This is a genomic window from Allobosea sp. 01N443 (genome assembly GCF_056399325.1).
The window spans coordinates 56,534-82,761 of the sequence record NZ_JBFTRC010000002.1 but is presented as its reverse complement, the minus strand read 5'-3'; the positions used below and the strand labels follow the sequence as shown (position 1 = coordinate 82,761).

23 protein-coding genes are annotated in these 26,228 nt (G+C 65.7%); 11 read left to right on the top strand and 12 right to left on the bottom strand.

The window, feature by feature from the left end:
- Positions 1–44: 44 nt before the first annotated feature.
- The 4 genes from AC1DRP_RS01380 to AC1DRP_RS01365 are packed head-to-tail and all read right to left on the bottom strand — an operon-like array spanning position 45 to position 3,664.
- Positions 45–1,058: a TRAP transporter substrate-binding protein gene (locus tag AC1DRP_RS01380; RefSeq protein ID WP_441490743.1), complete on the bottom strand. Its 1,014-nt coding sequence runs from the start codon at positions 1,056–1,058 to the stop codon at positions 45–47.
- Positions 1,059–1,090: 32 nt separating this feature from the next.
- On the bottom strand, positions 1,091–2,374 hold the full coding sequence (locus AC1DRP_RS01375) for a TRAP transporter large permease (protein WP_441490744.1): 1,284 nt from the start codon (positions 2,372–2,374) through the stop codon (positions 1,091–1,093).
- Positions 2,371–2,916 carry a TRAP transporter small permease gene (locus tag AC1DRP_RS01370; protein WP_476767606.1) on the bottom strand — a complete coding sequence of 182 codons (546 nt, stop codon included), beginning with the start codon at positions 2,914–2,916 and terminating at the stop codon, positions 2,371–2,373. Before AC1DRP_RS01370 ends, AC1DRP_RS01375 begins: the two co-directional genes overlap by 4 nt.
- Positions 2,876–3,664 carry a FadR/GntR family transcriptional regulator gene (locus AC1DRP_RS01365; protein ID WP_476767605.1) on the bottom strand — a complete coding sequence of 263 codons (789 nt, stop codon included), beginning with the start codon at positions 3,662–3,664 and terminating at the stop codon, positions 2,876–2,878. Before AC1DRP_RS01365 ends, AC1DRP_RS01370 begins: the two co-directional genes overlap by 41 nt.
- Before the next feature lie 207 nt (positions 3,665–3,871).
- On the opposite strand from AC1DRP_RS01365, the gene AC1DRP_RS01360 reads away from it, so the two are divergent.
- Positions 3,872–4,156, top strand: coding sequence for an acylphosphatase (locus AC1DRP_RS01360; protein ID WP_441506394.1), 285 nt, complete (start codon positions 3,872–3,874; stop codon positions 4,154–4,156).
- Between the two features lie 130 nt (positions 4,157–4,286).
- Here AC1DRP_RS01360 and AC1DRP_RS01355 read toward each other — a convergent pair whose 3' ends face one another.
- The 6 genes from AC1DRP_RS01355 to AC1DRP_RS01330 form a co-directional block, all read right to left on the bottom strand.
- Complete coding sequence (locus AC1DRP_RS01355) at positions 4,287–5,195, bottom strand: MurR/RpiR family transcriptional regulator (protein ID WP_441490748.1); 909 nt, start codon at positions 5,193–5,195, stop codon at positions 4,287–4,289.
- A gap of 71 nt (positions 5,196–5,266) precedes the next feature.
- Entirely contained in the window at positions 5,267–6,235 is a 969-nt protein-coding gene (locus AC1DRP_RS01350) for an ABC transporter ATP-binding protein (protein ID WP_476767604.1), read from the bottom strand.
- Entirely contained in the window at positions 6,232–7,224 is a 993-nt protein-coding gene (locus tag AC1DRP_RS01345) for an ABC transporter ATP-binding protein (RefSeq protein ID WP_441506391.1), read from the bottom strand. Before AC1DRP_RS01345 ends, AC1DRP_RS01350 begins: the two co-directional genes overlap by 4 nt.
- A gap of 1 nt (position 7,225) precedes the next feature.
- Positions 7,226–8,086 (bottom strand): ABC transporter permease, encoded by an 861-nt coding sequence (locus AC1DRP_RS01340; protein ID WP_476767603.1) that lies wholly within the window; start codon positions 8,084–8,086, stop codon positions 7,226–7,228.
- Positions 8,083–9,024, bottom strand: coding sequence for an ABC transporter permease (locus tag AC1DRP_RS01335; RefSeq protein WP_476767602.1), 942 nt, complete (start codon positions 9,022–9,024; stop codon positions 8,083–8,085). Before AC1DRP_RS01335 ends, AC1DRP_RS01340 begins: the two co-directional genes overlap by 4 nt.
- Before the next feature lie 79 nt (positions 9,025–9,103).
- Positions 9,104–10,669, bottom strand: a complete 1,566-nt coding sequence (locus AC1DRP_RS01330) for an ABC transporter substrate-binding protein (RefSeq protein WP_476767601.1) — start codon at positions 10,667–10,669, stop codon at positions 9,104–9,106.
- A 180-nt stretch (positions 10,670–10,849) separates the two neighbouring features.
- Between AC1DRP_RS01330 and AC1DRP_RS01325 the strand changes: the two genes are divergently transcribed.
- Together AC1DRP_RS01325 and AC1DRP_RS01320 are read left to right on the top strand one after the other, a co-directional pair.
- Positions 10,850–12,001, top strand: coding sequence for an amidohydrolase/deacetylase family metallohydrolase (locus tag AC1DRP_RS01325; RefSeq protein WP_476767600.1), 1,152 nt, complete (start codon positions 10,850–10,852; stop codon positions 11,999–12,001).
- A gap of 283 nt (positions 12,002–12,284) precedes the next feature.
- Positions 12,285–12,593 carry a hypothetical protein gene (locus AC1DRP_RS01320; protein WP_441506388.1) on the top strand — a complete coding sequence of 103 codons (309 nt, stop codon included), beginning with the start codon at positions 12,285–12,287 and terminating at the stop codon, positions 12,591–12,593.
- 7 nt (positions 12,594–12,600) lie between these two features.
- Here AC1DRP_RS01320 and AC1DRP_RS01315 read toward each other — a convergent pair whose 3' ends face one another.
- Both AC1DRP_RS01315 and AC1DRP_RS01310 read right to left on the bottom strand, forming a co-directional pair.
- Positions 12,601–13,758: a glycosyltransferase gene (locus tag AC1DRP_RS01315; protein ID WP_476767599.1), complete on the bottom strand. Its 1,158-nt coding sequence runs from the start codon at positions 13,756–13,758 to the stop codon at positions 12,601–12,603.
- A gap of 29 nt (positions 13,759–13,787) precedes the next feature.
- Positions 13,788–14,408, bottom strand: coding sequence for a MarR family winged helix-turn-helix transcriptional regulator (locus AC1DRP_RS01310; protein WP_441506386.1), 621 nt, complete (start codon positions 14,406–14,408; stop codon positions 13,788–13,790).
- 338 nt (positions 14,409–14,746) lie between these two features.
- Between AC1DRP_RS01310 and AC1DRP_RS01305 the strand changes: the two genes are divergently transcribed.
- The 8 genes from AC1DRP_RS01305 to AC1DRP_RS01270 all read left to right on the top strand — a co-directional run bounded on the left by AC1DRP_RS01305 (position 14,747) and on the right by AC1DRP_RS01270 (position 26,227).
- Positions 14,747–16,495, top strand: a complete 1,749-nt coding sequence (locus AC1DRP_RS01305) for a type I secretion system permease/ATPase (RefSeq protein ID WP_476767598.1) — start codon at positions 14,747–14,749, stop codon at positions 16,493–16,495.
- Positions 16,492–17,847 carry an HlyD family type I secretion periplasmic adaptor subunit gene (locus tag AC1DRP_RS01300; RefSeq protein WP_476767597.1) on the top strand — a complete coding sequence of 452 codons (1,356 nt, stop codon included), beginning with the start codon at positions 16,492–16,494 and terminating at the stop codon, positions 17,845–17,847. Before AC1DRP_RS01305 ends, AC1DRP_RS01300 begins: the two co-directional genes overlap by 4 nt.
- Before the next feature lie 313 nt (positions 17,848–18,160).
- Positions 18,161–18,874 (top strand): calcium-binding protein, encoded by a 714-nt coding sequence (locus tag AC1DRP_RS01295; protein ID WP_476767596.1) that lies wholly within the window; start codon positions 18,161–18,163, stop codon positions 18,872–18,874.
- 62 nt (positions 18,875–18,936) lie between these two features.
- Positions 18,937–21,213, top strand: coding sequence for a glycosyltransferase (locus AC1DRP_RS01290; protein ID WP_476767595.1), 2,277 nt, complete (start codon positions 18,937–18,939; stop codon positions 21,211–21,213).
- Positions 21,210–22,043 (top strand): class I SAM-dependent methyltransferase, encoded by an 834-nt coding sequence (locus AC1DRP_RS01285; protein ID WP_476767594.1) that lies wholly within the window; start codon positions 21,210–21,212, stop codon positions 22,041–22,043. The genes AC1DRP_RS01290 and AC1DRP_RS01285 overlap by 4 nt, the downstream gene beginning before the upstream one ends.
- The gene (locus AC1DRP_RS01280; protein ID WP_476767593.1) at positions 22,040–23,293 is read left to right on the top strand and encodes a glycosyltransferase family 4 protein; all 1,254 of its coding nucleotides are present in this window, start codon (positions 22,040–22,042) and stop codon (positions 23,291–23,293) included. Before AC1DRP_RS01285 ends, AC1DRP_RS01280 begins: the two co-directional genes overlap by 4 nt.
- The gene (locus tag AC1DRP_RS01275) at positions 23,290–24,039 is read left to right on the top strand and encodes a hypothetical protein (RefSeq protein ID WP_476767592.1); all 750 of its coding nucleotides are present in this window, start codon (positions 23,290–23,292) and stop codon (positions 24,037–24,039) included. Before AC1DRP_RS01280 ends, AC1DRP_RS01275 begins: the two co-directional genes overlap by 4 nt.
- Before the next feature lie 4 nt (positions 24,040–24,043).
- Positions 24,044–26,227 (top strand): glycosyltransferase family 2 protein, encoded by a 2,184-nt coding sequence (locus AC1DRP_RS01270; RefSeq protein ID WP_441490763.1) that lies wholly within the window; start codon positions 24,044–24,046, stop codon positions 26,225–26,227.
- The last annotated feature ends 1 nt before the right edge of the window (position 26,228 follow it).

The window sequence follows — 26,228 nt, the reverse complement described above, 5'->3', positions numbered from 1 at the left end:
GGCGGTAGCCCCGGAGCTGTTGTGCGGCTCCGGGGCTCTCCTGATCAGTTGGTGCCGCGGATCTTGGCGAGATCGGCCTTGAGGCGGTCGATCGTCTCCTTGCCGATCGAGGCCTCGTGGCGCTGGTAAACGGCCGCGGTGGCCTCGCGCATCTTGGTCAATTCGTCGGCCGAGACGTCCGAAACCTGCATGCCCTGCTTCTTCAGGTTCGCCATCGACGTGTCGTTGAGCGTGCGCGAGACGCGGCGCTCCTCATCGCGGCCGACGGTCGAGCACTCGTTCAGGATCGCCTGTTCTTCGCTGGAGAGCTGGTCCCAGAGCTTCTTGGAATAGAGCACCAGGAACGGGGTATAGGCGTGGCGTGTCATCGTCAGGTACTTCTGCACCTCGTAGAGCTTCGAGGTGTCGATGGTGACGAGCGGGTTCTCCTGGCCGTCGATCGCGTGCGTCTCGAGCGCCGCGAAAACCTCGCCGAACGCCATCGGCGTGGCATTGGCGCCCATGCTCTTGAAGCTGTCGAGGAAGATGTTGTTCTGCATCACGCGGACCTTGAGGCCGGTGAGCTCTTCAGCCTTGGAGACGGCGCGCTTCGAGTTGGTCAAGTTGCGGAAGCCGTTTTCCCAGTAGGAGAGATTGACGACGCCGAAGGCAGGCAGCTTGTCGGAGATGTACTTGCCGAAGGCTCCGTCGAGGACTGCATCGGCTTCCTTCTCGTTGGTGAAGAGGAAGGGCAGGTCGAAGACGCCGAGCGCAGGCATGATGCCGACCAGCGGCGAGGAGGAGGTGATGACCATCTCCTGCGTGCCGGCACGCAGCGCCTGCGTCGCCTGCAGGTCGCCGCCGAGCGCGCCGCCCCAGAACCCCTGGAGCTTCAGCTTGCCGCCGGACTTTTCAGTCATGCAGGCGCGCATCTTGGCGACGCCGTTGCCGACCGGGTGGTCCTCGTTGATGCCGTTGGAAACGCGGATATTGCGTTCCTTGATCTGCGCCTGGGCGGACCCTGCAAGCGCCGCAAGCGCGACGCCGGCGAGGATGGAGACGAGACGTGAGCTCAGCATGGGCTTTCTCCCTGATTGCCTTGGTTTTTGGATTAGCGGCCGCTCAGCCAGGCAAGCGGAACGGTCACGAGTTGCGGGAACAGGATCAGCAGGAACATCGCGACGGTCTGGGCGACGAGGAATGGCCAGACGCCGCGGATCACAAGAGACATCGGGATGCGGGCCACGCCACAGACCACGTTGAGCACGATGCCGACCGGCGGCGTGATCAGGCCGATGGCGTTGTTGATGATGAAGAGCACGCCGAAATAGATCGGGTCGATGCCCGCCTGCTTGATCACCGGCATCAATACCGGTGTCAGGATCAGCACTGTCGGCGTGAAGTCGAGCGCAGTGCCGACGACCATGACCAGCAGCATGATGACGATCATCAGGACCGTCTTGTTGTCCATGAAGGGCTCGAGCACGCTCGACAGCTCGGCCGGGATATTCGCCTGGGTGATGAGCCAGGCCGAGACGACGGCCGCGGCGACCAGCAGCATGACTGCGCTCGTCGTCTTGGCGGCGGTCAACGCCACCTTGTAGAGGTCGCGCGGCTTGAGCTCGCGATAGACGAACATGCCGACGACGAGCGCGTAGACGGTCGCGACCACGGCCGCCTCAGTCGGCGTGACGATGCCGAAGCGGATGCCGCCGAGGATTGCGAGCGGCATCAGCAGGGCAAGCGAACCATCCCAGGTCGCCTTCAGGCGCTCGGCGCCGCTGCGCCGCGGCAGGACCGTGATCTTGTCGTGGCGGCAGACGATGAACCAGGCGATCACCAGCGACAGTCCAATGAGCAGCCCGGGAAAGACACCCGCGAGAAAGAGCTTAGTGATCGAGAGATTGGCGGCGACGCCGAAGACGATGAAGCCGATCGAAGGCGGGATGATCGGGGCGATGATGCCGCCGGATGCGATCAGGCCGGCCGAGCGACCGGTATCGTAGCCGGCCTGGCGCATCATCGGCAGCAGGATCGAGGCGAGCGCAGCGGTATCGGCCGCAGCAGAGCCTGACAGCGAGGCCATGATGATGGAGGCGAAGATCGCGACGTAACCCAGGCCGCCATGGAGATGGCCGACCAGCGAGAGCGCGAAGTTGACGATGCGCTTGGACAGGCCGCCGGCATTCATCAGCTCGCCGGCGAGCAGGAAGAACGGGATCGCCAGGAGCTGGAACGAATCCGCGCCGATGATCATGTTCTGGGCGATGATCTGGGTGTCGAAGACGCCGAGCCAGAGCATCAACGCGACCGCGCAGACGATCAGCGCAAACGCGATCGGCATGCCGAGCGCCATCGCCCCGCAGAGCGAGAGGAGGAAGATGGTGATCGTCATTCGAGGTGGCCCTTCAGGTCATGTGAAGGGTTGCCGCTGTAGTCGCCGGCAAACTCGGCCAGTTCGAATTCGCCGAGTTTTCCCGTCAGGGCGCGAACGAGCCGGGCAAGCGTGATGAAGCCGATGCCAATCCCGGCGAAGTGCAGCACACCATAGACATAGCCCATGCTCAGCCCGGTGACCGGCGCGACCGCGGTGGCGTTGATCTCGTGCTGCTTCCAGGTTCCGTCGAGCAGCATCACGCAGCAGGCCAGGATGAAGGCGTCGCTGATGATCATGCAGATCAGCCGGCCCTGGCGGCCAAGCGCACCAACCAGCGTGTCGACGCCGAGATGACCGTTTTCGCGCATCACCACGACGGCGCCGATATAGGTCAGCCAGACGAAGAAATAGCGCGACAGCTCCTCGGACAGGTCGAGGCCGGAGTTGAAGGCATAGCGCAGGACGACATTGCCGAAGACCATCACGACCATCCCGGCAAGCAGGATGACCAGGACAGCCTCAAGCCCTCGTAGGATCCATCTTTCGGCTTTTGCGAGCATGGTGCGTTTCCTGTGAGTTTCTTGTTCCCTCGCTCCTTTCCGCGACGGAGGTCGTCCGTCCGGGGACGAGGTCGATATCGGCCTGGGCCACTTTCAGAAGCGCGATCATGCTCTCGCGAGCCTGCTCGGGCCTGCGCGCAGTGATCGCTGATGCGACATGGCGGTGGATCGCAACGGACGCCTGGGCCCGCTCGTGGTCGTGCATCGACAACCGGAACGAGGCCCTCAGCACGGCGTGCAGGATCGGCTTGAGTTGAAGCAGCAGACTGTTCCCGGACGCCTCCAGAATCGCCTCGTGGAAGCGAAAATCGGCCGCCTCGTGTTCCGCTTTGCCCGGAGCGCCGGACATCCCTTCCAGCGCCGCCGCGACGGCCCCGATCTGAGCGGGAGTGCCGCGCTCGGCGGCGAAGGCTGCTGCCGCAGGTTCGATCATGCTGCGGAGCTCGAGAAGATCGCGCTCGAACCCGCTCGCCATGTCGGCATCGGTGATCCAGTCCATCACCTGAGGGTCGAGCAGCCGCCACGATGACATCGGCTGGATGCGCGAGCCTACGCGGGGCCCCGTCGTGATCAGCCCGAGCGCCTGAAGGGTCTTCGTCGCTTCGCGGATCACCGTGCGGCTGACGGCGAATTGGGTGGCGAGCTCGTCTTCCCGCGGCAATGCGCCGTCGTTGCCGATCTGGCCTCCGACGATCATGCGGCCAAGGCGGTCGACCAGATGCGAATGGAAATTGGAGGGGCGCGCCATCGTATGATCATATCATCATATGATTGATTGGCGCGCAAGCCGTCGGTCACGCGCCCGCATCGGCATTGCCGGGGATGCTTCGTCGAAGGGTGTCCGGTAGTATGGGGATGTCCGTTCGCCCGGCTGCGAGGGCCAGCCTGAGGGAGCGACCGTTGAGCGATGCGGTGCGCGTGCGGTTATCGCGGGTGCGCAAGGGACGGGAAGGGCATGAACCTTCACCTGATCATCTCGGGCCGCGTTCAGGGCGTTGGCTATCGGCAGTGGTTCTGTGCGCGCGCACGCGCTGCGGGCGTGGCGGGCTGGGTGAGAAACCGGGCCGATGGCACGGTGGAAGCCGTGGTCTCGGGGCCGTCCGACATCGTCGAGACGCTAGCCGCGGATGCCTTCGATGGGCCTCCTGGGGCCGGCGTCCAGGACATCGATCGGAGCGAGGTTGATGGCTCGCTCGTCGGGGCTCCGGGCCGGGGCTTCGTCATCGCGCCCAGCGTCTGAACGGGTGATGGGCACGGCGACAGGAAGAGAACGAGGTCCCGCGACGGGCCGGTCTCCCGCGTTGCCCGCCATCGTGGCGCGATCGGACACGAAGAGGTTGGCCTGTGCGGAGCCGCACCGGCCCCCACGATCAGTCCTTTGGATCGGCGTTCGGGTCGGAGTCCAGCATCTGGCGCCAGCCCGCATGCAGCACCGACGGGTCTTCACGGTCGACGCTGTAATGGCGCAGGACGTGCTGAACATCGTTCATGCGGCCGATCAGCTGCGGGCCCTGACGCAGGCCGACAAGGATCATCAGCACTTCGATGGCGATGAGCTGGACCACATAGGCATCCGTCCCGACCAGCATTGCGGTGTCGTGCGGAACATCCAGCGGCAGCGCGACGTCGGCAAGCTGCGCAAGCGGCGTTCCGCCCTGGGCCAGCGCGATGATCGTCGCACCACGGGCCTTGCCGACCTCGACGGCGCGCAGCAGTGCCGGCATGCGGCCGACGAAGGAGATCGCGACCAGCACATCCTCCGAGGTCAGCGTTGCCGCTGCGACGAGCTGAAAATGCGCATCGGAAAAGGCATTGGCGTTCAGGCCGAGGCGGAACAGCCGCGCCTGCAGATCCTGCGCCAGGAAATGCGATGTCGCGCCGGTGCCGAGGCAATCGATCCGCCTTGCCTTGCTGATCGCAGCCGCGGCGCGATCGAGATCGAGCGGATCGATGCGGCGTTGCCATTCGGCGAGCACGGTCGTGATGCTGCCCGTGACGTTGCGCAGCACGTCGCTCGCGGTCTCCCCCATCCGCACGGAACGGTGCAGGAACGGCGCGCCGAGCGCCACCGCGCCGGCGAGCTTCAGCTTGAGGTCCCTCAGGCCCTGGCAACCGACCAGCCGGGCAAAGCGTACGATTGTCGGCGCGCTGACCCCGGCGCGCGCCGCGATATCTTCGACATTCGCCTTCACCACCCATTCGACTTCGTCGAGGAACAGGCGCGCCACCCTCTGCTGGCTCTCGGACATCGCGCCGAGCCCCTGCCTGATGGAGCTCATGATGTCGGAGGCGCCAATCGAATCGTCGGGGCCGCTGGGGCGGCCGGCTGCGTCAGCAGGGACGACGTCTGTCATGCGCTCGGACTGTGGCTGATATCGAAATGACAGGCAAACTGATGTTCCGATCCCGTCCCGCGCAAGACCGGAGCCTCCTTGGCGCAACGCTCCGTCGCGTGCAGGCAGCGGGTGCGGAAAACGCAGCCGGAGGGCGGAGCGAGCGGAGACGGGATGTCGCCGGTCAGCATGCGCTCGCGCGGCGGCGCGTCCGGGTCAGGCCTCGGCGATGCGGCGATCAGCGCCCGCGTATAGGGATGGCGCGGATGGCGGGCGACCTGCTCCGTCGAGCCGATCTCCATGATGCGGCCGAGATAGAGCACGGCGATCCGGTCACACATCAGCTCGACGACATCGAGGTCATGCGAGATGAACAGCATCGCCAGGCCGAGCCGCCGCCGCAGGTCCTGCATCAGGTTCAGCACCTGTGCCTGCACCGAGACATCGAGGGCCGAGACCGGCTCGTCGGCGATGATCAGTCTCGGTTCGACGGCGAGAGCCCTCGCGATGCCGATGCGTTGCCGCTGACCGCCGGAGAACTCATGGGGGTAGCGCTCCATATGTGCGGCGGGAAGGCCGACGAGTTCGAGCAGTTCGGCGATCCGCGCCTTGCGTGCCGCCCCGCGCGCAAGGCCATGGGCATCGAGCGCCTCGCCGACGATGCTGCTGACGCGCAGCCGCGGATTGAGGCTAGCATAGGGGTCCTGGAACACCATCTGCGCCTGGCGACGGAACAGCCTCAACCGGCGTTCCGGCGCTGCCGTGATGTCCTGTCCTTCGAAACGGATCTGACCTGCCGATGCATCGATCAGGCGCAGCGCAAGCCGGCCGATCGTGCTCTTGCCCGATCCGGATTCGCCGACCAGCCCGAGCGCTTCGCCGCGCGCCAGCGAGAAGCTGACGTCGTTGACGGCGCGCACCGGGTGGGGTGCCTTGCCAAAGCTCTTGGAAAGGCCTGCAATCGTGAGGAGCGGTTCCGTGCTCATGCAAGTTCCCTCCAGCGCAGGCAGCGTGTCTGCCGCCCCGCATCATTCTCCAGCATGGGGGCCTCGATGGAGCAGGCAGGCGTTGCATCAGCGCAGCGCGGCGCAAAGGCGCAGCCGCGCTCGACGCGCGAAACCTGCCCCGGGATCGAGCGCACGACGCGCCGACCGCTTGCGTCCTGGATTGCGCGCGACGGCATGCACTCCAGCAGGGCGCGCGTATAGGGGTGGCGCGGTGCGTTGAAGAGGTCCCGAACCGGCGCGCTTTCGACCACCTCGCCCGCATACATCACCGTCACGCGGTCGGCGATCTCGGCGACGACGCCGAGATTATGCGTGATGAAGAGCACGCCCATTCCAAGCTCGCGCCGCAGCCGGTCAAGCAGTGTCAGCACCTGCGCCTGGATCGTGACGTCCAGTGCCGTGGTCGGCTCGTCGGCGATCAGCAGGGCCGGCCGGCAGGAGAGCGCCAGCGCGATCATGACGCGCTGACGCATGCCGCCCGACATGTGATGCGGATAGTCCGAGGCGCGGCGCGCCGCATCGGGGATTTCGACGAGGCCAAGCATCTCGACGGCGTGAGCCCAGGCCTTGCGCCGGTCATAGCCGAGATGCAGCCGCACCGCCTCGGCGATCTGCTCGCCGACGGTCAGCACGGGGTTCAGGCTGGTCATCGGCTCCTGGAAGATCATCGCGATCTCTGCGCCGCGCAGCGCCTGCATGGTGGCCCGGGGCGCGGTGGCGAGGTCGATCGTATCGCCGGAGCGGCGACGGAACAGGATGCGGCCCTGCGAGACCCGCCCCGACGGGCGTGGCAGCAGGCCCATGGTGGCGAAACTCGTCACTGACTTGCCGGAGCCGGACTCGCCGACCACCGCGACGGTTTCGTTCTCCGAGATCTGCAGCGAAACGCCGCGCACCGGCGTCACCTCGCCTTCTTCGGTGCGGAAGGAAACGGCGAGATCTTCGATGGCGAGAAGGGGCGCGGTCATCTCACAGCGCCTTTCTGAGCTTGGGGTCGAGCATGTCGCGCAGGCCATCGCCGACGATCTGCAGCGAGAGCGCGACCAGAACGATCGCGACACCGGGAAATCCGACGACCMAGAATCCGTCCTCGGCATATTGCTGGCCCGACGCGATCATCGTGCCCCAGGTCGGCGTCTCCGGCGGCACACCCGCGCCGAGGAAGGACAGCCCGGCTTCGGCAAGGACCGCATAGGCGAAGATGAAGGTCGCCTGCACCAGGAGGGGCGAGGCGACGTTGAGCAGCACATGCACGAAGAGGATGCGCCAGATCGAGACGCCGAGTGCGCGTGCCGCCTCGACGAAGGGCAGTTCCCGCACCACCAGCGTCGAGGCGCGGATCACGCGGACGACGCGCGGCGTGTAGACGATGGCGAGCGCTAGCACGACATTGCCCGCGGAGGCGCCGAGCACCGCGACGAGGAAGATGGCGAGCAGGATGTCGGGCAGCGACATCAGCGCATCGACCAGGCGCATGATCACGGCGTCGGCGCGCTTGAAATAGCCGGCGACGAGGCCGAGCGCGGCCCCGATCGAGATCGAGATCACGACGACGGCAAGCCCGATTCCCAGTGAGGCGCGCGCTCCCCAGATCACCCGGGAGAAGACGTCGCGGCCGAGCTCATCCGTACCGAACCAGTTCACCTCGCCGGGCGGGCGCAAGCGCCTTGCCATGCGCATCGAGGCAGGATCGAACGGCGAGAGCCAGGGCGCCAGCAGGGCGAGTGCGAAGGCAATCACGAGGATCACGGCTGCGAGCAGCACCAGCTTGCGGCGGAAGAGCCGGCGCAAGAACAGAAGTGTCGGAGCTGAGGTCACGGCGGAACTCATTGGCGCACCCGTGGGTCGACGAGGGTGTAGATCACATCGATCGCCAGGTTGATCAGTGCGTAGATCGCCGCGACCGCCAGAAGCGCGCCCTGGATCACGGGATAATCGCGGCGCAGCACCGCCGACACGACGAGATTGCCGACGCCGGGCAGGCCGAACACGGTCTCGGTCACGATCGCGCCGCCGATCAGCAGGGCGAGCGTCAGGCCGAGCACGGTGATGATCGGGACGAGCGCATTGCCGAAGGCGTGGCGCAGCACCACGCGCAGTTCCGAGATGCCCTTCGCCCGTGCCGTCCGCACGAAATCGGCATCGAGCACATCGAGCATGCTGGCGCGGGTGAAGCGCGTGATGAGGGCGGAGTTGACGACGCCGAGCACGGCGGATGGCAGAAACAGGTGCTGGAGCCGCTCGAAGAAGGAGGCGTCGGGCGCGCCATAGCCAGCGRCGGGGAACCAGCCGAAACGCACGGCAAAGAGCTGGATGAAGATCAGGCCGAGCCAGAAGCTCGGGATATTGGCCGCGAGCATGGCGAGCCCGCTCACCGCCTGGTCGATCGGGCGGCCGCGCCAGACCGCGGAGGCGATGCCGGCCGGGATGCCGATCGCCGCGGCAATGGCGAGCGAGAACATCGCGAGGAAGAAGGTCGGCTCGGCGCGCTGCAGCAGCGCCTGGGTCACAGGCTGCTGCAGGAAGATCGACTGGCCGAGATTGCCGGTCGCGCATTCCTTCAGCCAGAGCACGAATTGCAGCAGGAGCGGCTTGTCGAGCCCGTAAGCCTCGCGCAGGCGCGCCACATCCTCCGGCGTCGCCTGGTCGCCGAGCATCAGGGCCGCGGGGTCGCCGGGCGCCAGCCGCGTCAGGAAGAAGACCAGCGCGGCAACGAGAAAGAGGACCAGCAGCAGGCCGGCGAGGCGACGTCCGATATGTGCGAGCACCGGATGCGCTCCTTTCGCGGGAAGCGGATACGACTGTGGCGGGGCGCGCGAACGCACCCCGCCACATCAAGCTTGCGCCTTACTTGGCGAGAGCGACGTTCCAGAAGGACGGCCACGGCATTGCCGCATAGCCGGACAGCTTCGGCGAGGCTCCCGCCAGTGCGGCGAAGTTGCCGGCGCGGATATAAGGCACCTCGTCATAGACGACCTGCTGGACCTTGCCCCAGAGCGCGCCGCGCTTCGCCGGGTCGGGCTCGTTGTTGAAGGCGCTGAGCGCGGCCTCCTTGGCCGGGCTCGACCACCAGCCCGGAGCGCCTTCGCCGAGTTGCGGTGGAGACAACATCGGTTCGGGGAGGAAGGCCGAGTGGGTGATGTAGATGTCCCACAGCGCCGGGTCGCCGCGACGCTGGACCAGGGTGGCCCAGTCGACGACATCGAGCTGGACCTTGAAGCCGGCGGCTTTGAGTTGTTCGGCCATCACCAGCGCCATGCGGTGATGGAAATCATACTGCTTCGAGTTGAGGATACGGAGCGGCGCTCCGTCATATTTGGCCTCGGCCAGCAGCTTCTTGGCGCCGGCGACGTCCGGCTTGCTGTACTTGTCCTTGCCGGCCTCCGAATAGAACGGCGAGCCCTTCGGGAAATGCTCGGCCGCCAGTGCGAAGAATTTCGGCTCGCCGAAGCCGGCCATCATCACCTCTTCGAGGTCGAGGGCCATCTGGAAGGCCTGACGGACCTTCAGGTCGGCCATCGGCCCCTGCTTGGTGTTGGTCGGGAAATAAGGGAAGCCGAAGGGCATGGTCAGCACGGGGCGCGTGCCGCTCGCGGCTGAGACCTTCTTGTAGCTCTCGACCGGCAGCTGGTCGGCGAATTGATACTGGCCGGCGATGGCGCCTTCGACGCGGGTATTGGCGCTCGGCACCGGGATGAAGCGCAGTTCGTCGATCTTGGCTTCGCGCTTGCCGGCATAGCCCGAGGCGGGCTCGCTGCGCGAGGCGTAGCCATCATGCTTCACCAGCACGACGAACTGGTCCGGCTTGCGCTCGCGGAACTTGTAGGGGCCGGTGCCGACGAATTCGGTCAGCGGGGTGGCGATCGATTCCTTTGCCATGATCGCGGCGAAGCCGGAGGGCAGCGCCAGATGGGCGAGCAGCGCCGGCTCGACCTTGCTGAGCTGGATCTCGACGGTCGACGGGCCCTTGGCGGTCAGACTCGCGATGCTCTTAGCCAGACCCTTGCCGCGCGGCGTCATCTCGAGCCAGCGCTTCAGCGAGGCGACGACGTCCTCGGAATCGAGGTCCCGGYCGTTATGCAGCTTCACGCCCTTGCGCAGCTCGATCGTGTAGGTCTTGCCGTCCGCGGACACCGTCGGCAGTGCTGCCGCCAGCATCGGCTGCGTCGCCCAGTTCGCATCGAAGGTGAACAGCGGCTCGTAGACGTGCTGCATGATCGTTCCGACCAGATCTGCGGTCGACGCCATCGGATCGAGCGACTGCGGCTCGCCGACCATGGCGAGATTGGCGCTGGATGCGCTCTGCGCCATGGCCGCCATCGGCATCAGCGCAGCCGAGGCGCCAAGGGCCGCTGCCAGGACGCCCAGTCCGCGCCGGGTGACAGAATTCTGATTGTGATCGCGGTTCCGCATTGGCCTCTCCCTGCCGTTCGCGTTGCCTATTGTGAGGGTGATGAAAATTTATTACGCAAATAGCATCTGTCAATCGCCAAATTTCATGCTGCATGGCAATATAAGGGTGAATTTGCGCCGAAGTGATTGATACTTCTATCTGGCTCTGTAATTAAATTCCATATGACCCGGGGGTAACCAATGTCCTCTCTCGATCTGGTTCTGCGCGGCGGGCGGGTTGTCGACCCCGGCCAGGGCATCGATGCGGTTCTTGATGTCGGTGTCGCGGACGGACGCATTGCAGCCCTGGCGCCGCGCCTGGACGCTCCGCAGATCCACGATGTTTCCGGCAGGATCGTCACGCCCGGCCTGATCGACCTGCACACTCATGTCTATTGGGGCGGGACGTCGCTGGGTGTCGACCCGCTGATCCTCGCGCGCCGCGGCTGCACCACGCTCGTCGATACCGGCAGTGCCGGTGCCGGAAATTTCGATGGCTTCCGCCGGCATGTCATCGACACCTGCCCCGTGCGAATCATTGCCTATCTCAACATCTCCTTTGCCGGCATCTATGCGTTCTCGAAGACCATCATGGTCGGCGAGAGTGGTGACCAGCGCCTGCTGGCGCCGATCGACACCCTCGCGGTCGCCGAGGCCAATCGCGATGTGCTCGCCGGTCTGAAGGTGCGCGTCGGCCATCACGCGTCAGGTACTGCCGGTCTCGTCCCGCTCGAAATCGCGCGCCAGACGGCGGAGCGGCTCGACATGCGCATGATGGTGCATATCGATCACCCGCCTCCGACGCTCGGGCAGGTGCTCGCCCTGATGCGCTCCGGCGATGTGCTGACCCATTGCTTCCGGCCGTTCCCGAACTCGCCCGTGACGCGCGATGGCGGCGTGCTGCCGGCCGTCAGTGCGGCGCGCGAGCGCGGCATCATCTTCGATATCGGCCATGGCATGGGCTCGTTCTCCTTCGACGTCGCCCGCACCATGCTCGCCAACGGCTTTGCTCCGGACACGATCTCCAGCGACGTCCATGCCCTGTGCATCGAGGGGCCGGCCTTCGATCTGACGACGACGATGTCAAAGTTCCTCTGCCTCGGCATGCCGCTGGACGAGGTCATCAGGCGCACGACGGTCAATGCAGCGCAGGCGATCGAGCGTCCGGAGCTGGGCACGCTTGCCCCTGGGACGATCGCAGACATCTCGATCCTGTCGCTTGAGGCCGGGGCCTTCGACTATAGCGATTCGACCGGCGCGATCCTGCGGGGCGCCGAGCGCCTGACGGCGGCGGGGATCGTGATCGGCGGCCGCCTCTGGGAGGCTTGCCAAGAGACGAGGCAGGTGGGCTGACGCATCACGCCTCGAGATGCGGCACGGCCTCGCTCCCGGGGAGCTTGGTGCTGTTGCGCGGCTGTGACGGCGGCCTGATGCCGCGGACGACGCGCTCGCGGCGGTCCATTCCCTCCGGATTCGTCGGCCCAGGAGCTCGCGGAACGACGCCCGGCACTTTCCTTCCTCAATGAAACGGTAGTATAGTTCTGCATTCTGCATCCGATGGCGGCCGGACGCAGGATTTTCTACTCGCGGTAGTAATAGGTCCGGTTCTGCCGGGCAGACGGAAAGGCCGGCAGCCATGATGAGGGGAACTGAACCGCTCGAAGTCTGGGAGATCATTTCCTCCCCGACCGGCTATGCGGCCCTGCAATACGCAGCCGAGCAGGGGGATCCTCCTCTCGAGCCTTTGGTCACACTCATCGAAGAAACCTGCGGAACTTGGTTATCCTGCGATCCCGCTACCCATCTCAAGCGCATTCACAGGATGGTGGCGCGGCTGATGATGGCCGATGGCTGGCAGGAGGCCGGCGTGAAGCCGATGCGGCGCGGACGCCTGATCACCGAGGCCATGACCTTCCAGCGCGGCCCTGATCAAATGGTGCAATAGCGCGGCTTCAGCCGGCCTCGACCCAGGGCATCTCCGTCCCCGTGGGATCGCCCTGTGCCGCCACTCTCTCGATCAGGCGCATATGTCGGTCGAGGCAGCTTTCCAGTTCGAATCTCGCCTGCACTGTCGCCCGTGCCGCGCAGCGCAGGCCCTCGAGCTCGCCCCGCCGTTCGAGTGCCTGCACGATCGTGGCTGCCAGGGCCGGCACGTCGTGAAACGGAGCGAGCAGCCCGTTGCGGCGGTCGGTAATCACCTCCTGGACCGGCGGTGTGCGTGAGCCGACGACCATACAGCCGCAGGCCATCGCTTCCAGCAGGGACCAGGAGAGCACGAAGGGCACAGTCAGATAGACATGAACCGCGGAGACCTGGAACAGTCGCCGCAGCTCCTGATGTGCCAGCCAGGAAATGTGAACGAGGCGCTCGCCAAGCCGGGTTTCCTGCAGCATCGCATCTCGCCAGAGCTGCCCATCCGGACGCGGCCGGCCATAACCTGCGCCATCCCCGCCGACGACAATGAAGCGGGCATCGGGTCTTGCCTGCGCGACCAGCGCGGCGGCGCGCATGAATTGCGGATAGCCGCGATAGGGATCAAGGTCGCGGGCGGCGAAGGTGACGATCTCGTCGCCGGCGCGAATCACCTCGCCATCGGGCAGCGTGAAACTGGCCTCCGCATTCGGCCGGCATAGCTGCGTATCGATGCCGTCATGGCAGATCGCGATCCGGTCGCGGATGCTGGCAGGGTATTGCCGGTGCTGCCAGCGCGTTGGGGTATAGGCGGCGTCGATGGCCTGCAGGGTCAGGAGTTGCGCGGCATTGCGCATTCTCAGCCGCATGCGCTCTGCGTCCGTCGCTTCGTCCGCGGGTTCGAAATCGAAATCCGAGTCCCGATCGTTGTAATAGTACTCGCAATAGCCGATCACCGGCGTGGCTGGCAGCGCGTCCTTCGCGAAGAGCAGCCCACCCCAGCCGGTATGGCCGATGATGACGTCGGGTCGTTCATTGCGCGGCAGTCGCCGCAGGACGGAGGCCACGGCTTCGCCTGTCCTGACGTGATATTCCGTCGCGGCGAGGCTGGGGCTCGCCGTTATGGGTCCGCTGACGGTGTAGAGAATCTGGCGCAGCCCGGGACGGACGGCTTCCGCATGTTCCGTGACCAGCGTCACCTCGGCGCCGTCGCCGAGGAGGCGCCCGATCAGGTGAGCGAATTGACCAGATCCTGTACGATGAACGAATAAGACGCGCATGACGCCAGCAGAACCCCTCCATAGCGCAGGGCGTCGCTCCAGAGTTGCTCGAGACGCCGCAAGGTGTCGTAGGCCGTCCGCATGTCCGGTTCGACATCGAGATCCTGGCTCGGGCCGAACTGATTGCTCTCATCGAGCTGCTTGAGGCGCTCGACCAGAAGCTGGCCCTTGGGGGACAGCGAGATTCGGGCTAGCCGCCGGTCACGCGGCGAGGCGCCGCGCTCGAGATAGCCGCTCTCGACCAGCTGCTTGAGGTTATAGGAGGCGTTCGAGCCGAGATAATAGCCACGGTCGAGCAGGTCGCGCACCGCGATCTCCCCAGTGCCGATCGTCAGCAGAACCATCACCTGCGAGGGCGAAACATCATCGACGCCCAGCCGGGTCAACTCCAGGCGCAGATAGTCGAGAAAACGCCGGTGGACCCTGTCGATCAGGCGGGCGAGGTCGAGCTGGGTGACGGTGTTCCTCGAAATTCCATTGTCCGAATCAGTTCTCCGCTCTGGTCGGCCGGGCTGGCCGTTGACTGCGGCACCCAGGAACTGGGCGCCGTATTGCGGTTTCGAATGCATTCTCTACTCCGCCTGGTTTGAAAATGGGCACCCCGCCCGAAGAAAACCCCTTCTGGAGTGGAATAGCCTATACGCAAAGCACATGCCATCGACGATATGTGGAAACTAAGATTGTAGCAATTTTTTGATATGTATAAACTGTTTCAAAATTCAAAGTATTGCGTTTTTTGGCCATATTCCTCTTTAATAATCGCAGATATTCGATTCTTTATCTGTCATCATAACGACACGCCTAGCGCAACAAGCTAGTATTCGATCGTGTCCCTGCTGGCGATATTTCATGGTTGATGGTTGGCCGTCACCCTGGCCGATCCGGACCCTCTGCAACGGAGATATGAATGAAGGTCGCAGCTTCGGCGCCCGATGGTTTGATCCGTGAACTGCAGCGCTCCTTTGCCGGTGGCCTTGCCTATGCGGCCTTCCTGAGTTTCTGCGTCAACATCCTGCTGCTGACAGTGCCGATGTTCATGGTGCAGGTGCAGGACCGCGTCATCGTCAGCCGCAGCTTCGACACGCTCACCATGCTGCTGGTGATCGCGATCGCTGGTCTCGTTCTCTATGGTGCCATCGAGTTCATTCGCTCCCTGACCTTCCAGACCATGGCAAGCGGCTTCGCCCGGCGCCTCAATCTGCCGGCGCTGGAAGCGGCGGTCAGTGCTTCGCTCGAACAGGGCTCGGCCCAGGCCACCCAGGCGATTCGCGACCTGAACGATATCCGCTATTTCATCGCGAGCTCGGCCATCGCGACGCCGCTCGAGGCGGCCTGGTCGCCGATCTTCCTTGCCGTGCTCTTTGCCTTCCACCCGGTTTATGGGCTCGTCGGCGCGATCTCGCTGATCATATTGCTGATGCTCGGCGTGCTCTCCGACGTGCTGACGCGCCGTGTGCTGAAGGAGGCCAACGAAGAAGGCGTCGCCAGCATCAACGATGTCGGCGCCAGCCTGCGCCACGCCGAGACGATCGAGGCCATGGGTATGCTGCCGGCTTTGGCCAGGCGCTGGCGCGGCAAACAGGTGGCGATGATCGAGCTGCTCGATCTCGGCACGCGCCGCGGCAAGCTGATTGCAGCGGTGACCCGCGCCTCGCGCATGACGATGCAGCTCGCGATCTATGCGACCGGTGCCACGCTGATCATCAGGAACGAAGTCTCGGTGGGCACGCTGATGGCGGCGAGCATCCTGCTCGGCCGCCTGCTGGCGCCTTTCGATTCGATGATATCCGACTGGCGGCAATGGGTGCTCGCGGCCGCCGCGTGGAAGCGCGTGCGCGATCTGCTGCTGCTCGGCTCGTCACGGCGCCAGACCACCGCCAATCCACCGACCCAGGGCGATCTGGTGATCGACCGCGTCGTCTACGCTCCGACCGGGGCAGAGCAGACCGTCATCAAGAGTGTCTCGTTCTCATTGGCGCCGGGCGAAGTGCTCGGCATCGTCGGCCCGTCCGGAGCCGGCAAATCGACTCTGGCGCGGCTGCTCGTCGGGGTTCTGAAGCCGAATGTCGGCGGCGTCTATCTCGACGGTCACAATGTCTATCTCTGGGAGCGCGCCTCCTTCGGCGCCATGGTGGGCTATCTGCCGCAATCGGTCTCGCTGCTGAACGGTACCATCGCCGACAATATCGCCCGGATGCGGATTCCGGAGCCGCAGGCCATTCTCGAGGCCGCTCGGACTGCCGGCGTGCATGAGCTGATCGGGCGCATGCCGCTCGGCTACGACACGAACGTCAATGACGGCGACTTCAAGCTCTCGGGCGGCCAGCGCCAGCGTATCGGCCTTGCCCGGGCGCTATACGGCGCGCCGCGCCTGCTGGTGCTGGACGAGCCCAATGCCAATCTTGATGCGGAAGGCGAACAGAGCCTGATTCGCGCCATCAATGCCGCGCGCGAGGGCGGTGCCATGGTCATCCTGATCGCGCATCGCCCCTCGGTGATGCAGATCGTCGACAAGATCCTGGTGCTGCGCGAGGGCAGGATCGCTCAGTTCGGACCGCGTTCAGCGATCGCCGGCATGATCACGCCTGGTGGCCTCGTCGAGATCGAACCCAAGTCGCAGACTGGCATGAGCAAGCCCCGCGAGGTGACGGCATGAGCAAGCTCCCAGCCCCCATGAGCACGAGCCGCGCGCTCATTCCGGTGACCCCCGTCGAGGAGCCGGAGGAGCGGATGCCCTCGCTGCGCAATCTCGTGCTGGCCGGTGTCAGCGCGATCGCGATCGGCTTCGGCGGCTTCGGGGCCTGGGCGGTGACGGCAAGGCTCGACAATGCCGCCGTCGCGGTCGGTACCGTCGTGGTCGACAGCAAGCGCAAGACCGTCAGCCATCTCGAAGGCGGCGTCCTGAAGATGCTGCTCAAGCTTGAAGGGGACCGCGTCGTCAAGGATGAGCCCCTGCTGAGGCTCGAGGATGCACGTGCCCGCGCCGAGCTGCAGCAGCTCCACGGCAAGCGCGTCGGCTTCGAGGCCAGGCTGGCCCGGCTGCGCGCCGAGCAGAACAACGCGACGGAGATCGACTTTCCCGATGATCTCAAGATGGCCGGAACGCCGATTGCGCAGGAGGTGATCAGAGCGGAACGCAAGCTCTTCCAGGCGCGCACCCAGGTCTATGACGGGCGCATCAGCATCCAGAAACGTGTCATCGAGCAGCATCAGGCCGAGACCGAGGCGCTTCAGGCCCAGATCGAGGCGACGCGCTTTCAGCGTAGCCTGATCGACGAGGAGGTCCGCGTGGTCGGGGACCTCTACGAGAAGCGCTATGCCAAGCGCAGCCAGCTTGTCGAACTCCAGACCAAGCAGAGCGAGCTTGCCGGACGCAGTGGCGAGGCCGCGGCCCGCAAGGCCAAGGCGGAGCAGGCGGTCGCAGGCGCGCAGCTCGAGATCACCTCGCTCGGCCTCGAACGGCAGAACGAGATCGCCAAGGATCTGCAGGATAGCCAGCTCGCCTTGTCCGAGGTGGTCGAGCGCATCGTCCAGGCTGAGGACGTGCTGCGCCGCCTCGTGGTCATGTCCCCGCAGGAGGGTATCGTCGCCAATATCCGGGCGCGGACCGCCGGAAGTGCGATTGCCGCCGGGGAGGCCATTCTCGACATCGTGCCCGAGCGCGAGCCCCTGATCGTCGAGGCCAAGGTCGATCCGCGCGACATCGACTCGGTTAAGCTCGGTGCCGAGACGCGGGTGCGGCTGACCGCCTTCAATGCGCGGCTGATGCCGCCGCTGATCTCGAAGGTGACCTATGTCGCTGCCGACCAGCTTGTCGATGAGAAGTCCGGCGTCGCCTATTTCATTGTCCGGGCCGAGATCACGCCAGAGAGTCTCGCCCAGAACAAGGTCACCCTTCATGCCGGCATGGCCGCAGAGGTCCTGATCGTGAACGGCTCGCGGCGCGCCGTGGACTATCTGCTGGCCCCCTTCKCCGAGAGCTTCAACCGGGCATTCCGGGAGGACTGAACAGGGGCGGTCGGTGCGAATTTTCGCAGTGAATTCAGCAAAGTAAGAATACGTTTCGATTTATATTTCGAATTTTGAAATTCATTCAATGTATAACGTCTGGCAATTAGAGAATTAACGCCAGTAAATCTTTTCGCGCCATAATATTGTCACAACAAATCTCTTGCTGCATCGCACATATTCGGTAGGCTTAGCTCCGTTGAGCAATGACGAGTCATCTGATCGTCATTGGGGCGGCGCCGTTTTGCGAGGTGTTTTGGCGAATGCGCGCCGAGACCCTCGGGGCGCCTCAGTTCATTTCCAGGAGGTGACTATGGCCACGATAGAAGGCAGCGCGTTCGACGACTTCTTGATCGGGACACGGTTCAGCGATGTGATTCATGCCGGTGCCGGCGACGACGTCGTCAAGGGCGGCCATGGAGCAGACGTCCTGTTCGGCGAAGACGGCGACGATGTCCTCTTCGGCGACCAAGGCGATGACGTCATCTTCGGTGGCGAGGGGCGCGATATCCTCTTCGGCGGTCAAGGCGACGATGTCCTTTCCGGCGACGAGGGCAATGATCTGCTCTCCGGCGGCCAGGGGGATGACGTGCTCATGGGTGGCGAGGGGAACGATCTGCTGCAGGGCGACTCCGGCAACGACGTTCTCATCGGTGGCGAAGGGAACGATATCCTCCAGGGCGGCTCCGGCAATGACGTGCTCGAGGGTGGTCTCGGCAACGACCTGCTCTTCGGCGGGGAGGGCAACGACATCCTGTCCGGCGGTGCCGGCAACGACGTCTTCGTCTTCGAAGGGGGCGGCGGCAACGATCTCGTGCTCGATTTCGATGCCGGTCACGACATGTTGCAGATCGCCTCCGACATCAACGGCACCGGCGTTACCTCGGCAGACGACCTCGCCGCGCGGACGACGACGGTCAACGGCAATGCGGTTGTCGATCTCGGCAACGGCGATTCGCTCACTCTCGTCGGCGTCACCGCCGAGGACGTCCAGAGCGATCCGAACTCCTACTTCACCGTCGCGTAACGACCTCGCGACGCCGGCTACTCCCGGCCGGCGTCGCACCCTGACACGTCGGAAGTTGAGCCATGTTGACGATCACGACGACCCAGTTGGTCGGAGACCAAAACTCCAATCCCGAGTTGCTGCGGCTCTGTGGTTCCGTGTTCCTGCTGAGCTGGAGCCTCGACGGACCGCTCGCTGATCGGCAGGTCGTATCGCTGGCAAGCCGGGAGCGGCGCGTTTCCTCCGCCTCGCTGACGCTGGGTCTGGGCGACGGGCGCACCCGGATCGTCTCTGTCTTCCGGCATTCCGGCCATGACGAGATCGTCGCGACCTTGTCCGGTGGCAATCTCGGTCCGGATCAGGCCGTCTCCTTCGATCCCGAATTCGTGCATGCAATGGCGGAGGCGCCCGAGATTCTGCGCGAGCTGACGCCGGCCGCGAGGATTGCGCTGGCAAACGCCCTGATCGCGACCTGGCCAACCCTGTTCAACCTGCGGGAGACGACCGCCTATCTCGCCTTCCTGCGCCAGTTCCTGCTCGCACTTTCCCGCAAACCGACGCCTGTGTTGCCGGTCGCTGCGCTGCCCGACGGCAAGATCCTTCTTGAATCCTCGGTGCCCGGGCGCCTCGACGCGATCAAGGTGGCATACTGGCTCGGCCCCGCAAGCCTGACGCGTATCGCTGCGAATCCGAGGCTCGGCAAACCTGACCGGAGTGCCCGCCGCTCGCTGCACCTGGTCCTTGATGAGCCCCAGCCGCGCGGAGCGGGGCTGCTCGTCCTGCAAAGCGATGTCGGGTTGATCGTCCGGGCCCTTCCCGAGCGCGCCACGGCGCCGACGCTTGGCCGCTGGTGGGCCGGGAAGGCCAGTGAGCGCGACGATCTGCGCAGCTGGCTCGTCGAGCAACTGGCCGGCCAGTCCGAACAGGGGCGCCTGCTCGCGATCGAGATGCAGAGGCGACTGCCCTTGCCGGTCCAGAGCGTCCGTCGTCACGACGACCTGCCCTCGGCCGAGCTCGATCTCGCCGTCTCGACCTCCGCCGGCCTGCTGCTCGGTGGTTGGTACCGCGACCTGGACGGCTTGCTCGATCAGATCCTCATACACCGCAGCACCGGCGCGCCGAGCCCGATCGGTGACCGGATCGCGCGGTTCCGGGCCGTGATGGCAGAGCCCGGCGGCGACAACCGAGCCGTGACCGGCTTCCTGGGTCTCGTGCCCGACTATGCCGGCGGCGCTCCTGTCCTGCAGCCGCGCTGCGCGCTGAAGCTGCGATCGGGGACCACGCTTTTCCTGCGCCCGGCGCCGCAGCCCGCCGACATTGCGACCATCCGCGCCCGGGCCCTGGCCTCGATCCCGCCGCAGCATCTCACGGCTGAAATCCTGCAGCAGAGCCTCGCTCCCGTGCTTGCCGCGTGCCAGTCCGCGCTGCGCGACAGCCTGCCGGAGCCACGTGTGCGGACGATCGGCTCCTTGCCGGACCGGCCGAGTGTCTCGGTCGTGGTCCCGCTCTACCGGGTCTATGACTTTCTGCGGRTCCAGGTGTCAGCCTTTGCGGCTGATCCCTGGTTCGTCGAGAAGGCCGAGCTGATCTATGTGCTCGATTCCCCCGAGCATGAGGCTGAGGTCGCGCATCTGCTCGGCGGCCTGCACCTTGCCTATGGCCTGGCGATCCAGCTCGTGGTGATGGGCCGCAATGGCGGTTTCTCGGCCGCCTGCAATGCCGGGGCCGAGGCGGCGCGTGGCGATGTGCTCGCCATGGTCAATTCGGATGTGATCCCGAGCGAGGCCGGCTGGCTGCCCGCGCTGGCGCGCAAGCTCGACCGGCGCGGGCGTGTCGGCGCAGTCGGGCCGAAACTGCTCTATGACGACGGCTCGCTGCAGCATGCCGGCCTCCTTTTCAAGCGGGACCGTCACGGCGTCTGGCTCAACCATCATTACTTCAAGGGCATGCCGGGCAGCTATCGGCCCGCCAATGTCGAGCGGCTCGTACCCGGCGTCACCGGTGCCTGCATCGTGCTGCCGCGTGCGCTCTTCAACGAGGTCGGTGGCTTCGACGACAGCTATGTCATCGGCGACTACGAGGATAGCGACCTCTGCCTGAAGATCCGGCAGGCCGGCTTCGGTATCAAGTATGTGCCGTCCGTCGCGCTCTACCATCTCGAGCGCCAGTCGATCTCCAAGAGCCTGGATTACACCCGCGGCGTTGCCTCGCAGCACAATGCCTGGCTGCAGACGGGCCGCTGGGACGCCCAGATCGAAGCGCTGATGGCCGATGAATCGGCTCTGCCGCGCAAGGCCGCGCCCGCGCGCGATCCCGACATTCTTCCCCGCACCGTCCTCAGGAGGGCAAGCGCTGCATGACGGCGACCCTGGCACTGCGTCCCATAGAGCCCAGCCCGGGCGCGATCCTCAGCCCCCCCGGCAAGGAATTCGACTGGCTGCTCGACCATATCCGTACCAACCGCTTCCTGCCGCATCCGCCGGCCGAGAACATTTTTGTCGGTGACGGCGACTACCGCGAGATCGGCGCGGAATTCCTGGGCCATTACGTCCGGATCGGCCGCCTGAAGCCGACGGAGCGTGTCTTCGACATCGGCTGCGGCATCGGCCGCATGGCGGTGCCGCTGACGCAGTATCTCGATCCGTCGAAAGCGAGCTATGACGGCGTCGACCCCGTGATGGACGGCATCCTCTGGTGTGCCCAGACGATCACGCCGGTCTACCCACGCTTCCGCTTTCAGCGGCTCGACATCGCTCATCCCCTCTACAATCCGCAGGGTTCGCTGCCCGGCACCGAAGTCGCTTTCGGCTTCGCGAACCAGAGCTTCGATTTCATCACGATGGTCTCTGTGGCGACGCATCTGCCGCCGGAGGAACTGACGGTCTACCTCAAGGAGGCCTGCCGCCTGCTTGCGCCGGGCGGACGCCTGTTCCTGACCGCCTTCGCCATTGACGGGCAGCCGACGGGACAGGAACGCCTGAAATTCAAGCGCTGGCGTGATGGGCCGGGCTGGTACGCGATCGAGGAGGCACCGCTCGCTGCCGCYGGCATCGAGGAGGAGTTCCTGATCGCGCAGACGCAAGCTGCCGGGCTGCTCGTCGAGAGCCTTGGACGCGGCCATTGKCGCGGCATCAACGCACCACATTACCAGGACGTGCTGATCGCGACCAAGCCGGAGCGCAGCCGATGAGCCGCCGCATCCTCGTCGTCGCGCATAACCATCCCGATCTGCATCCCGGTGGCACCGAGATTCTGGCTCATGACCTCGCCGGTGGTTATCGCGAGCAGGGCTGCGACGTGCTCTTCCTCGGCGCGACCAACGCGATCCACCGTGAGGCGCATCCCGGCACGGCCTTGCAGGCTACCGGAACCGATGGCGATGTCCTGCTGTGGAGTGGCCATTTCGACCGCTTCTATCTCAGCCAGATCGATCACTACGGCACACTCCAGGATCTCGCCAGCCTGCTTCAGGAATACCGGCCGGATGTGATTCACATCCACCATCTCGTGCTGATCGGGGCCGAGTTCCTGACGCTGGCGCGGCGCCTCCTGCCGGCGGTGAAGATCGTGATGACGCTGCATGACTATTACCCGATCTGCCATAATGACGGGCTGATGGTGCGGCCGACCGACAAGGAGCGCTGCACCGCGGCCTCTCCGACACGCTGCCGKGGCTGCTTTCCCGGAATCGGCTCCGACCGCTTCCTGCTGCGCGAGCGCTTCCTGAAGACCCATCTTGCAGCGGTCGATCAGTTCGTCGCGCCGAGCCGCTTCCTGCGCCAGCGCTATGTCGACTGGGGGCTGGCGGGCGACCGCATCGACGTCATCGAGAACGCGCGCCCGGCTCGCGAACCGGCACCGCACCGGGCCAAGCGCGGGCCCCGCGCCAGCTTCGGCTATTTCGGCAACGTCAATCCCTGGAAGGGGGTGCTGGAGCTGGTCAAGGCAGCCTCGCTGCTCAGTGCCTCGGGCCTGCGCGGCTTCGAAGTGCGCATCCATGGCGGGGCCCCGTTCCAGAGCGAGGCCTTCATTGCGGAGTTCGAGGCGGCGCTCGCGGCCTCGGACGGCATGGTGACCCATTGCGGCCCCTATCATCGCGAGGAGATGCCGGAGCTGATGGCCGAGATCGATTGGGTGGTGATGCCCTCGATCTGGTGGGAGAATGCCCCGCTCGTCATCCAGGAGGCGTTCCAGCACCGCCGCCCCGTCATCGCCAGCGGTATCGGTGGCATGGCCGAGATGGTGCGGGACGGCATCGACGGGCTGCATGTCCGCCCGGGCGATCCGGCCCAGCTTGCCCGCACCTTGCGGCGCGCGGTCGAGGAGAAGGGCCTGTGGGATCGCCTCGTCGACGGCATCCGGCCCCAGCCGACCATCGCTGAATGCACCGCGGCGCATCTCGCGCTGTTCGACAGGCTCACACTCGCGGAGGCGGCATGACGGTCATGCGCGATCCCGACGGAACCGAGCGGCTGCCCAATGTCGTGCCGGCGCGCCTCAATGGCCGTGTCGATGCCCTCGACGGCAACCGCCTGCATGGCTGGATCTGGGATGAGACCCGTCCCGAGGAGCGGCTCAAGGTCCGGCTCAAGCTTGATGGGCGGGTTGCGATGGAAGCCGTCGCCGACCAGAGCCGCATCGACCTTCGCCGCAACGGCATTGGCGACGGGCGCCATGCCTTTGCGATGGAACTCGATGACACGCYGGTCGCAGCCCGCGATCGACTGAGCATCGTCGGCGTCTCTCCGAGCACGGATGTCGAGCTCGAGCTCAGATTGCCGCCGCCGGCCGAGCTCGCAGCCGAGGCTGCGATCGCGGTGCCGCTTGCGCGCTTCTTCGATCGCGTCGAGGCGTTGATCGCGCTCAACCGGCGTGGGCAGCTCGCCCAGAAGGAACTCGTCGAGAAACTCGACGAGATGACGACGCGCATGGCAGGCAGCGGTGTACAGCGCGACGAGGCCGCGGAGGCCGCGCGCGCCGACCATATTTCCCAGCGCCTGGCCGAGCTCGATGTCTTCCAGCTCCGTTTCGATGCGACGCTACGCAGCTTCGACGAGCGCCTGGTCACGATCCGCAAGGAGGCGCAGCGCCCGATGCGGCAGGCGACCATCCTGCTCGGCTCGCTCTCCGGGCTCGCCGCGCTGATGTCTTTCGTGACCCTGACCCTGATCCTGCTGGACCGGTGATGCGATGAGTGAAGTGATCGTCCCCGATCAGACCCGGATCAGCCCGGCGCCGACCGTCGCCTGGACGCCGCTCGGCGAGAACGCCATCCTGATCATGAGCACCTGCGACGCGATGCCGGGCAAGGTGCCTGTCGCCGTCGACGGCAATCCGCGCAACAAGGCCGAGACCATGGCGCTGACCTGGCGCCGGCCGCAGGCCGAAGCCTCGGCAGCCATCGGCTTCCTTTGCCTCGCACCCGCGCCCGCGACCGACCGCTCCGGTTCCGGCGCCCTGCTGCTCGGTCGCCCCGGCCGGCCGCTGCGCCTCGTGCTGGCGTCGAAGCCGCTGCCGCTGCAATCCTTCCTTGCCGGCCTTGCCGAGGATTCGGGGCAGGCTTTCCCGATGGTTGTCGACGGGCTCCTGGAGATCCTGCTCGCCGGAAAACCCAATCCACGCCGCCTGCGCGCAGCCTCGATGCTGCTCCAGTCGATCGCCAAGCCCGGCGGCTTCGTCGAGGTCATGGGGCCGATCGACGACGGTGTTTTCATTCAGGGCTGGACCTCCGATTTCACGGCAGGCCGGACCAAGCTGCTGATCGCCCATGGCGGGCTGTCCTTCGCCGTTCTGGAGGCAGGAACCTTCGAGCGCGACGATCTTGCCGACGGCGCGCGAGGCTTCTTCGGCCTGCTGGAAGAATGCCAGATCCGCCATCCCAGCGAGATCGAGCGGCTGTTCTTCCGCGCCACGGATGGCTGGCGCGCGCTCGATGTCTATGAGCGCCATGTCCTGCTCGAACCGATCACGGTTCCCGGCCATTTGCGCGACGGGCTGCAGCGCGGCAGCGCGCCGCAGGCGACGTCCGACAAGCTCCGGCGTGCCTCGCAGCGCTTCGATGGCCGGGACACGGTCGCATTGCTGGAGGCGCCGGTGCGGGCCGGCATCGACGACGCGACCATCGTGGAGGGCACCGGCACCCTGATCATCGGCTGGCTGTTCGATCCGGACCGTCATGTCAGCGCGGTGACGCTGCGCTCCGGAAGCCAATCCTGCGTGCTCGACCGCGTCTGGACACGCGTGTCGCGTCCGGACGTCGCCGATGCCTTTGCAGGCGATCCGCGCTTTGCCCATATGCTCGGCGGCCGGCGCAACAGCCACGGCTTCATCGTCTTCGCACCGAAGCTCACGCCTGAGCCCGGCCAGCCGCTCTATCTCGAGTTCGAGATCGAGGGATCCGGCCCTGCCTTCCTGCCCCTGGAGGCCGGGCGCGGCCAGCCGCGGCGGACGCTCGAACGCGTCTTCGCGCTGCTTGATCCGAAATCCTCGACCGCAGCCTCGGTGGTCGAACGCCAGATCGCTCCCGCCTTGCAGGCCGCCGAGATCGCCCCGCCGCGCGTGATCGAGACCATCGATATCGGCGCCTTCAAGGCTGATGCGAATCTGGGGCTGGTGATCGGCCTCGACCATCGCCAGCGCGAGCTCTCCTCGCTCTTCGCCCTGCTCGCGATCGACCCCGAGATACGCCCGGTGCCTATCGTGCTCGCGGTCCCCGGCGAGAGCTTTGACCGGGTCGGTGCCGAGGCACGCCGGCTTGCTCGCTTCTACGGCCTCGCCGTGCGGCTTGCGCTCGTCGATGGGGTCGAGGACGCCTGCGACGCGATGGAGGCCGGCGCGCGCGCCTGCCGCTTCCAGACCATCGCGTTACTCTCGGGGGCCGCGCAGATCCGCATGCCCGGTTGGCTTGGCCGGCTCGAGCGCGCCTTCAAGGCGCGTGGCGGACAATGCGTCGCKAGCCCCACGCTGCTTTTCGAAGACAACTCGATCCGCTGGGCCGGCGCCTGGATGGAAGGGGAGGGGCCGAGCCGGCGTGTCTTCAATCGCTTCGTCGGCTATCCCCTGGAGGCGATCGGCAATCTCGGTCCGATGGAAGTCGCGGCCGGCGCCACCGAATGCTGTGTGATGTCGCGCGCCGCCTTCATCGAAGCCGGGGGCTTCGCCCGCAACTACTTCACGACGGCCGAAAAGGGCCTCGATCTCTGCCTGAAGCTCAGGATGAACGGCTTCCCCTCGCTCTGGGTGCCGGAGGTCGAGGTTTACGTCGTCGATGATGGCGAGATGGCGCGGCCGCATCTGGTCTCGCTTGCCCAGCTCGCCGACCGCTCCAGCTTCGACCGTCGCTGGGCGCTGGCCGTTTCGAACATGCGAGGATGAT